An 8,238-nucleotide genomic window follows, 5' to 3' on the forward strand; every position below is an offset into this window, starting at 1 on the left:
TGAGGCCAAGTAGTTTAAATTCCATTTTGTGAATCTATAAAAATCCATATAAAAATGGCATAAAAATTTATAATTTTATAGATCTCCTAATAATTTTCCGTTTTGAACATCACTTCCGGAAATATAAATCGCAAACCCCATACAAAATGAACGGTAAGTAAGCGATAAGTTGAATCCAAGCTAAATCAGACATGACAACCTCAATGCCTTGCTCTGCAAGCTCTAAGTTCACGATATGCCGTAATGAGATTGCGCACCTCCACAGCACAAAAATGGTGATCCGTTACTTTTTCAGTTTTTACCGAACCTTTTATGCATTGATCCAACAGTTTCTCTGCGTCTTTCTTCATCTGAATGTATTGTTCACACGGATCAATGTATATCCCAGTGGCGTTTACTGGGTATTTAATTGAAAACACACTCAAAACGGTCAACAATATGGTTGTATATCTTTGGACCATAAAAATAAGTTGTATCAAGCCGCATATAAAAAAGGCGTAAAATTCGCTCGTCCGCCACGCCGAATCATTATTGGGGCGTAATTTAACCGATACCTGAAAACCTTAAAGTTCTATTTGTGTGCTGATTTCCATCACTTGATTGGGGGAGGAATCTGAAAATAAACCATTGTTCGCTCTACATTGCGTGACATACGTGAAAAAAGTTTTCGGCACAGCAGAATTTTTTGCCGCAAGATTATTAACTTTTGCACTTTATATTGATAGCGCAGTTTTTCTCTTTGTTGTTTATATGTGATTAAGTAATTCTGAGGACAGAATACAAATTACAATGATATAAATGCAAAAATTTCGGTAGCTGTACCGCGGGAATTACTTGATTAGGAATAGATAGTCTATCCCGCAATTTTAATCGTTTTCATTAACAACGATCATTCCAGTTCCTTTAACTTCACCAAGAGCATCAATATACATTCCTCGTGCATAGATATGTAAGTTTTTAATATCAAAGTATGATTCTGATGGAGATAAGCCAACTCCGCCTCCTTCACACCATACTCCGTCATCGTCGTTATCACCATCTAAGTCAGCAATTGCGGTAATCATTAAAGTGTTTGGTAAAGATGCCCCGTATTGATCAACCAATGCTTGGTCTTGACGGGCACGCACTAAAAAGAAAGTAGGTGTAGGAAAAGTGGTATAGTATTCGGTTCCTCTGAATCGAGTTGGTCCGTTACCTCCGAGATTAAGCAGTTGAGGATGTCCATAAAATGCATCTAAAGTGCAAACTCTCGTGGATGGATTATAAGAAAAATAATTATTATCATGAAATATGACAAAAGGGCGTTTGATGCTGGGAGGGTAGTCTCTAATTGTATTTCCATCCAAACTTTTTGTACAGATGCTAACAAATCTTGGACTGGGTCTACACGGCACTTGGCCATGAGTTGAGTCATTGACAAATATTTGGTTTTTTGAAGCAAAGACATGTTCAGCATCATAGAAAAAACGAATTGCCAAAGCTCCTTCAGTAGCTCTAGATTTTTGTACGTACTCTAAGTATGCAGGAACAGTGACGGCTGCCAATAAACCGATAATAACCACAGCAATCATAATTTCAACAAGGGTTAATCCCAAACGTAAATATTTTGCTTTATTTATGTAATGGTGGAAAGACACAGCTTTATGGTACTATAAGTTTAATAATAATGTTAAATTTTTATTAAATTTATATTAAATTTAATTCTGGTAATTCTAGGGACATCTACCGCAATTCTTAAATTTATATAATTCAAATTTAGTCTGCTGCCCCCGGAATTAATTAAGTCCAATTTAGTTACCACAAGAAAAGTTTCTTAGAGTATCTACTAAAGTGTGATTTGCAGAATCTAATGCTTGTTCTCTTTTTTAAAATCTAGAGACAGATTTTTGTATTTTTAATAAAACTTACCACCCTAAACTAGGAATACATATAATGGTTTAAAAAATATTTAGGCAAATTATATTTTATAAACACTCGACTGATCGGGCTTACGCCCTCAAGCCCTTAGCTTTTCATAAAATATAACTTTCTCTTCGTGCACCATGATTTTATTAAATGACCATAGAGTGTCCCGCAATTTTCTTAACATAACAGGACACACTATGTTTTCTAATCTCAAAACATACTTTTTTATTAATAGTGCATAGAATAACTTGCTATTTCACAAAAATTAAATCCAGTTGGTTGTCTGGTAATTAATACCGTGTCATTTAATCACCAAAAGGGTTCAAAGGATTTATACCTTGTGCATCCAAGCTATTTTGATAATCAATAATAAACTGACCCGCTCCTTCACCTTCATTGAATTCAAAATAGATATCAATCACATCGTCATTAATTGGATCATCAATACCAATTTGGTTGTAGCCTAAAGAAATTATCACCTCTCTAATCTTTTCACAATCAGGGTCAGATCCTCTAAAAATACTTTCATCAAACTGTCCTGAATGTATTTGACGAATATGCGCGAGCACTTCTGTGATATGCCCACGACCGCCACACCATTCACTTTTTTCAATGGGCTGGTTAGCATCAAATTTTTGCACCCCTCCTCTGTTGGTTCTTAAAATATTGTTTGCAGGAACACCAGCTTCTATAAAACGTTTTGCTGCAAGAAATTGTGGATGATCATGTTCTCCTCCTACCTGTGCAAATGCATGTCGCTCATCCTGAGGTGTTTCTCCATAAACCAATTCAAGCAATTCAACGGTGTTGCCACCTCTAGTGAAATGATGAGAGCCAAAAACACCTGTGACCAGGCCTTGAAGGGACTGAGTGGGTTTTGATAAAATATAATTTAAGATGTACTGTTCTGTTGCAATGGGATGGTTAGCCGCATAATCATCTAAATGCGCTCCTACAGCATCTGCAAAGTTAACCAAGGTTCTCCCAAAAATTGTAATTGAGGTTGCCAAGCCTAAGGCATTGACTTTTTCATTATCTGCTAAATCATCCCATGAACTTAAAGCCTTTGGAAAACCACTGATGATTTCAATACTAGCATAGGGCCCAACTTTTAAAACTTGGCCAATTGGATATGGGTACAATCTATTACAGTTATCAATAACTGGTGAGCAATAATCAAAAAAGTTCTGAACCAAGTCATTAGCGCTTTGAGGGGGAATGTATTTAAAATAATCGCGTACGGGTTTAAAAATATCATGTTGGATCCAGTTTGGATCTTGCAATAAATGACCAAACTCTATACCTGACATTTTAGATGCAATTTCTTCATAAAAAATGTGGGCAAAGTCTCGCATACTCCAATCAAACCAAAGACCTAAATCATGTCCCAGCTCCACTTGTTCTTCAAGCGTCAACCATGCTTTGGTAGGAGTGTTGGATTCATCATTGTATGCTGCATCTACCCAAGATTTAGGTGCTCCAGTTCTTAGCACAACACCAAACGTATAAGTCATATTTGACTTAATGTATCTGATTAAATCGTTTTTTGAGCCCCATAACCAATTTAGTTTGCTACGATATTCTTTGTACCATTCAATGGTCAACCGTGTACTTTTTGCTTTTCCAGAATCATCTAAGACTGACTCAACATGTTTTCTGAGTTGGTTATTCTTATTATTTTCTTTCATATATTGAAAGGTTAATTCCGCTACTTTTTTAAAAATTCTATCTGCAAAAACAGTAGCTCCCTTAATGTGGTCTAAATCACCGTGTGTGATTAAAACATAAGGAATTGTGGATCCTTTCGGAATAAAATCCTCTATACTTTCAAGACTATCGTTAAACTTACCCGTATCAGTAACCACATACTCAAAACCTTGATTTACTCCCATAGGAATTTTTGCAACGGATGCGGCCCCCGCCCCTACGTCAAAAACCCTCATATGAAAAAAAGGCTTAGATGCTGCAAAAACCCATTGGCTGTTAAAAAGCAAAGAAAATCCAAGAATAATAGTGCTAAATCTAATATACTTCATATATCCCTTTCAAAACACAAACAAACTCATTCACTGTGTCAACAACTCTAAATAGCGCATAGCGTCTAATAAATCAAAAGAAATTTAGCGGGCTATCTCATAGAATTTAATCATTAAAAACAATTAGCACTTACGACACTTATAGAAATATTCATCCAAAAATAATTAGATGTTTTTCATATTTATCAGAGTTACTATAACTATCTAATAACTACAGTTAGAAAATATAGAAATACGCTTAAAAATCATGCTTTTAATTGATGAAATTTATCATAATCAATCATAATTCTTCCATCTGTCATGCGAGATAAAATATCTTCAAAATATCTGTCGTAAACAATATCATCTTTAACATAGGCATGTCTTGCAAAGACCGTATTAGAATAAGCTCCATCATGACCCGTTAGCGTTACAATTATACTTCTAAAATCTTTATGTTGAGGGTTATATTTGTTTAAAGGAGAACTTTCATTAATTTCATGAAAAATGCTCCAACTTAAACTAAAATATGATGATCGCGAACGTTTTAATGGCAAATCATAAAATCTTCGCATATGTTCACCCTCTTTTGTGACTTCATCTACTCCTAATGTTACATTCACTTTAGCTTCAACTAAGTCACTGCCTCTGGCGTTACCTACTCTAAATGACAAACATTGAACACCATCAAATTTAGAAATTATAACTTTATCACTAAAGAGTAACTTAGATGCTGGTTTGGAAATTTTACTAAAAAGTGCGCCTGTAATTAATGCAACACCAATCAAACCAAAAGCTGCTTCAACTGTAACCAACAAGTCAGCATAAAAACCTTGCGGTGATAAAACACCATAGCCAATCGTTGTCATTGTTTGTATGCTGAAGAAAAATGCTTCAAAAAATCCTATCGTTTCACCTGACTCTGGTAATGAAACAATCATGTATAAAAGTGCAAAGCCAACATTGCTTAAAATATACAGTATAAAAATACATAAAAAAACCACTGGCCAACTGGCATTGACAAATACGTAATATAAATCATTACGCAAGCTATTGGGAATACCTTTTCTTACTGGCCTAAGTTCTGTTTGCTTACGTATGTGTTTACTTGTGTGTTCTACTTCACTTAAATTTTTTGATTGATGTATTGCTTCTTTAGAAAGCTTATACGGAGAAAACGCAATATCAATAATAATTTGCAAGAGCATCAAGCCTAAACATAGCCATAAAAGACCCACATTTGGAATTTTCTGAGATATTAAACCTAACAGTAAAAACATAAATCCAGAAATAAACCTTAAGTAAACTCTAATATTATTATTAACTTCTGAGTTCTTACGTATTGTTACTGTATCAATAAGACCATTGGCTAAAAGAACTGTGGCTATTGAAAAGGTAAGTAAACTTGCATAAGCAAAGGGTAATGGACTAGAAAAGTCAGCCAGTATTGCTTTTTTAATTCCTAAACCCATACATACAATACCAAACTGAAGTGGGATATGCCCTAAGAGCCAGAAAGGCATAGAGAACCGTTGTTCGCGTATTTCTGAATCGGCAACATCATCAAAATAAATCCACCAAGCTGCACAGGTGAGTAAAAGTGCAAAACAGGCTTGAAACATCAAGTGAATTCCAGTTTGATGGTGAGACAACTCCCCTACTACTTTTACAAAAGATTCTCCCAAAACTATAATGGTCAATAAACCATAACGCTCACGTATATGCTCTAAATCAATAGGAAATTCAGAAGCAAGAGTTCTTGCCTTTCCAAGGAGTGGAGATATCAACACTGTAAGTAGCCCACACATTGAGAAGAACCAAAAAAGTAAACCTTGGAAAAAACTGCCTATTACCCAAAAACAAGCTGAACAAAAAAAGACTACTCCCCAAAAGCGAGTATATTGACGGCCAAAGTCAGTTTGCATGTAGCTCCTAACATGCATCGCTGCAATTAATAACTGAGAAAAGGCAAAAATTAACGCAAAGGGGGCTGGTTTTCCTTGAAAAACTTTTGGTAACAAAACGGTCATTGCCGCTACACAAAACATATGAATGAATACCAGTAAACGATGAGGAACATCATCCAACGTATAGCGATTTGAGTAAAAAGAGTAGCCTGTCCAAGAAATCCAAAACGCAATAAAAAGAAAACTTGTTAGCCCAAAACGCGTTATAGATATTTTTTCTAAAAGCATTGCTCCAAGCTGAATAAAACTAACAACATAAATTAAATCATAAAAAAGTTCTAACCAGCCGGCTTTTTTTTCTATAGGAGAGTGTCCCATGTGGAAAATTGGGGAGTGAATCATTTTATTTTGCATGCTCATAGTTAATCTCAAATTATAAATATTACTTAACAAGGTAAATACAATATTTTTTTAGTTTCATTAAAAAATTTTAAGCTTCATTGCTATACCAAATTAAAAAATAATTGTAAGAAATCTAGGGACACACTATGTTTTCTAATTAGAATAATACTTCTTTATTAGCAATACATAGTCTGTCCTCTAAGTTCATCGGAATACAAGTGGAAAGTTGGCTCTTCTTCCTTATGCGCATTTAGAAGTGATACTCTGCACCAGTAACTTCGTACTCACTGGCATTCTCATGAACAAACTGAGGCGTTCCGTACCACCAACCTCCCCTAAATTTGGTTGGAATTGTATAATTTCCAAACGTCTTTTCTTCTTCAACTGAGAAACCATAAGGGGTAAGACCCCAATCTTGCCTTCCTTCATTCCCAAACCTGAGCATTTTCACACAACGGACCGAACCATCTTCACTAAGCTCAAGAGTTAGAGAATTTTCTTCATCATCAATAATTTGTGTTATTTGGATTGTATTTTCATCTAACGTTTCAAATATAGTAGATGGATTTAATAGAAGTGCAGATGGACACCAAATTACCTCTGCCGCCAATCTGCCTCTAGAAGATCTTGTAATATTTGAATCGCTTCGATAAATAATGGGAACTCCTAACACACGTACACAAATTGAACCTTGATTGTTTTTTAGTTGATCTTGAACAACTGCCGGTAAACTCCAGATTTTAAATCTACCACTCCAGCAAAACCCCTTAGCTGGTTCTAAAACTTGATTGCAGTCCAGCACAATGTGAGGTTTATTAGGATTAAGCTTCATTCTCGCTTTTTGCTTTAACTTAACTGAACTGGCTAAAATCGCTGTAGATTTTATAGCATGTTGAAAATACCTCTGCACAGGTTCTTCATATTTATTCCATAGAACTTCTAAACCAGACATGTCCGTTTTTTCTCACACCTTTCTTATTGTTTCAATGTTTCTATGCACAAATAAAAACTCATCGCTTCCCCAAAAAAACATGGTTATGGTTACGGTGCCCGGCGTATTATTCAGACGCAATAAATCAATAAAAGTCGTCTTGCACCTAAATAAACCACAAATAAAAATTGATTGTTTTTAACTTGTAATTTTTTTTGACTTCTTTTTTTAAATGTCGTCTACTCATTCTTATATGAAACATACAGTATCTGATAAAGTTTACCTTTCTGTTTTCATCCTTGCTTTCGCTTTAATGACCCCCTTGGCCCATGCAAAAAAACAGACTGTTCCTGACAGTCCTGAAAAAGTAAAAGCTTTACAAGTTGGACAAAGTATTCCAAAAGTCACTTTAAAAGATATCACCGACAATGACGTTCAATTGAACAAGCTTGTTCAAGAAAAACCGACGGTTTTAATTTTTTACCGTGGCGGCTGGTGCCCCTATTGTAATGTGCATTTGTCAGAATTAGTCAGTATTGAAAAAGATATTTTAAAAAAGGGCTATCAAATTGTAGCCATTAGCATTGACACCCCAGAACAGCTTAAAAAAACTCTAAGCAAAAATTCAATCCAATATACACTTTTATCAGATAGTCAGGCTGTTGCTTCAAAAAAATTTGGCCTAGCGTTTAGAGTAGATGATGAAACTTATAAAAAATATATTGGCTATGGCATTAACTTAGAAGAGGCCAGCGGTGAAAAACATCATATCTTACCTGTGCCGGCTGTTTTTTTGGTCAATCAAAAAGGAAAAATAACTTACAGTCATATCAATCCGGATTATAAAATAAGATTAAGCACCAAAAAAATTCTAGATGTTATTCAACAGTGATATCTTTAATCTCTAACTGTGTTGCAATTGCACCAAAAAATTCATAAAACATCTCTTTAACGAATACACTAAATCCATACCTACACGTATAGTTAGAAATAAATCAAAATCAGGGGACACACTACGTTTTGCTAATTTGAGTAGCGATTCTTTTTATAATATAATTTTGATTCAGTCGGCCGTCCC

The 8,238-nt window shown here is 34.9% G+C and carries 6 protein-coding genes; 1 reads left to right on the top strand and 5 read right to left on the bottom strand.

Annotated features, from left to right (window positions below):
- Positions 1-200: 200 nt before the first annotated feature.
- The 5 genes from PKC21_03095 to PKC21_03115 form a co-directional block, all read right to left on the bottom strand.
- Positions 201-479 carry a hypothetical protein gene (locus PKC21_03095; GenBank protein HMR24320.1) on the bottom strand — a complete coding sequence of 93 codons (279 nt, stop codon included), beginning with the start codon at positions 477-479 and terminating at the stop codon, positions 201-203.
- Between the two features lie 387 nt (positions 480-866).
- Entirely contained in the window at positions 867-1,637 is a 771-nt protein-coding gene (locus PKC21_03100) for a prepilin-type N-terminal cleavage/methylation domain-containing protein (protein ID HMR24321.1), read from the bottom strand.
- Between the two features lie 573 nt (positions 1,638-2,210).
- A complete protein-coding gene (locus PKC21_03105; protein ID HMR24322.1) occupies positions 2,211-3,941 on the bottom strand; it encodes a hypothetical protein in 1,731 nt (576 codons plus the stop codon).
- 245 nt (positions 3,942-4,186) lie between these two features.
- Positions 4,187-6,241, bottom strand: a complete 2,055-nt coding sequence (locus PKC21_03110) for a low temperature requirement protein A (protein HMR24323.1) — start codon at positions 6,239-6,241, stop codon at positions 4,187-4,189.
- 238 nt (positions 6,242-6,479) lie between these two features.
- Positions 6,480-7,181 carry a hypothetical protein gene (locus PKC21_03115; GenBank protein HMR24324.1) on the bottom strand — a complete coding sequence of 234 codons (702 nt, stop codon included), beginning with the start codon at positions 7,179-7,181 and terminating at the stop codon, positions 6,480-6,482.
- Positions 7,182-7,413: 232 nt separating this feature from the next.
- Between PKC21_03115 and PKC21_03120 the strand changes: the two genes are divergently transcribed.
- A complete protein-coding gene (locus tag PKC21_03120; GenBank protein ID HMR24325.1) occupies positions 7,414-8,052 on the top strand; it encodes a peroxiredoxin-like family protein in 639 nt (212 codons plus the stop codon).
- The last annotated feature ends 186 nt before the right edge of the window (positions 8,053-8,238 follow it).

The sequence above is a fragment of the Oligoflexia bacterium genome (assembly GCA_035326705.1).
In the GTDB taxonomy this organism is placed as follows: domain Bacteria; phylum Bdellovibrionota_G; class JALEGL01; order JALEGL01; family JALEGL01; genus JALEGL01.

Coding starts and splice junctions, on each gene's coding strand:
- PKC21_03105 (HMR24322.1), bottom strand. CDS start 3,941: ATGAAGTATATTAGATTTAGCACTATTATTCTTGGATTTTCTTTGCTT.
- PKC21_03110 (HMR24323.1), bottom strand. CDS start 6,241: ATGCAAAATAAAATGATTCACTCCCCAATTTTCCACATGGGACACTCT.
- PKC21_03115 (HMR24324.1), bottom strand. CDS start 7,181: ATGTCTGGTTTAGAAGTTCTATGGAATAAATATGAAGAACCTGTGCAG.
- PKC21_03120 (HMR24325.1), top strand. CDS start 7,414: ATGAAACATACAGTATCTGATAAAGTTTACCTTTCTGTTTTCATCCTT.